Origin of the sequence: Actinoplanes sp. NPDC051851, from assembly GCF_040681165.1 — a bacterium.
In the GTDB taxonomy this organism is placed as follows: Bacteria; Actinomycetota; Actinomycetes; order Mycobacteriales; family Micromonosporaceae; genus Actinoplanes.
In genome coordinates this window covers 1-1,706 of sequence record NZ_JBFAYF010000161.1, presented here as the reverse complement: position 1 = coordinate 1,706, position 1,706 = coordinate 1, and the positions used below count along the sequence as shown (strand labels likewise).

Sequence of the window (1,706 nt, the reverse complement as noted above, 5' to 3'; positions counted from 1 at the left end):
GACCCTGGCTATTCAGACTGAATGGCGTGCATCGAGGGCGATAAAGGAAAGGTGCGCCTGACCTGCAAGGATGTGGGTGTCTACGCCATGTCCACAGCAGAATAAGGTGCACCTTTCTGGTGAGTAAGAGTAGCGGGTGGGATCAGCGGCTGGTCATCGCCTCGGGCGGCAAGGCCCTTATCGGTCATGCGGGTGCGGTCCTGCTGCGTTCGTGCGCGGACCGGGTGGGTTTGACCGGCGCATTGAACAAGATGCTGCCCCGGCGCGACGGGCCGGGCTGGTGGGATCGGGGCACCGTTCTGGTCTGTCTCGCGGTCGCGGTCGTCCTCGGCGCCAAGAGCATGTCCGACATCGGGCTGCTGGCCCATCAGAGCCTCGTCTTCGGTGACCCGCCGTCGGAAGCGACCGTGCGGCGGGCCCTGGCCGGCCTCGACGACAAGGGCCTGGCCCGCATCGGCAAGGCGAGGGCGAAGGTCAGGGCCCGGGTCTGGCATCTACTCGAACGCCGGCCGCAAGGATTCCCATGGCTGAGCGTGGCCGGGAAACTGCTGTCAGGGTGGGTGGTCATCGACCTGGACGCCACCCTGATCACCGCCCACTCCGGCAAGCAGGGGGCGGCCGCCACGTTCAAGAAGGGTTTCGGGTTCCATCCCCTCGGTGGGTGGTGCGCGAACACCGGCGAGGCCCTGGCGATGCTGCTGCGTCCGGGTAACGCCGGATCCAACACGGTCGCCGATCACATCCGGGTCCTCGGCGCCGCGATCGCCCAGCTGCCCCTGCCCTATCGCCGCAAGATCCTCATCCGGGTCGACGGGGCCGGCGCCACCCACGACCTCCTCGACCACCTTGAGGCGATGAACCGGCTCTGGCGCAGCGTCAAGTTCACCGTCGGCTGGACGATCACCGCCACCGACGAGACCGCGATCGCCGGCCTGCCCGAACACGTGTGGACTGACAGCCTGAACCAGGACGGCACCGCCATCGACAGTGCCCAGGTCGCCGAACTGACCGGCCTCAACCAGCGGACCGGCAACTGGTTGACCGGGCTGCGGCTGCTCGTGCGCCGGACCCGGCCATCAGCCCGGCACGCCAAACAACTCACCGCCCTGGAACGCGCCACCGGCTGGCGCTACCAGATCGTGGCCACCAACATCACCCGCCTTCACGGCGTTGCCGGCTCCCACCAGCCGCAATGGCTCGACGCCCTCCACCGAGCTCACGCCGGCGTGGAAGACCAGGTCCGGCACGGCAAAACGATGGGACTACGCAACCTGCCGTCAAAATCCTGGACCGTGAACCGCGGCTGGGTCCTGACCTGCAACATCGCCGCCGACCTGACCGCCTGGCTACGACTACTCGGCCTACATGACCAGAACGACCTCGCCCACGCCGAACCCGACACCCTGCGCTACCGGCTGCTGCACCTGCCCGCGAAACTCGCCACCCACGCCCGTCGCCGGGTCCTGTCCATCCCCGACACCTGGCCCTGGGCTGATGCGTTCCTGACCTGCTGGCAACACCTCAACCGGCTACCCCTGACCACCTGACCCCGACCAGCCCGGCCCTCCCAGCAGAAAGCCGCATCCGGTCCCGGAGACCCGGCGCGTCCGCAGCGACACGCGGCCACACCACATCCATCCGCGAGGGACAAAACGGTCACGCCGAAACGGACGGCGAGAGATCAAAACCCCCTGACGGATCGAGGT

1 protein-coding gene is annotated in these 1,706 nt (G+C 67.8%); it reads left to right on the top strand.

Annotated elements, in window-relative coordinates:
• Nucleotides 1-119: 119 nt before the first annotated feature.
• Entirely contained in the window at nt 120-1,547 is a 1,428-nt protein-coding gene (locus AB0M08_RS47440) for an IS1380 family transposase (protein WP_364508938.1), read from the top strand.
• Nucleotides 1,548-1,706 lie beyond the last annotated feature (159 nt).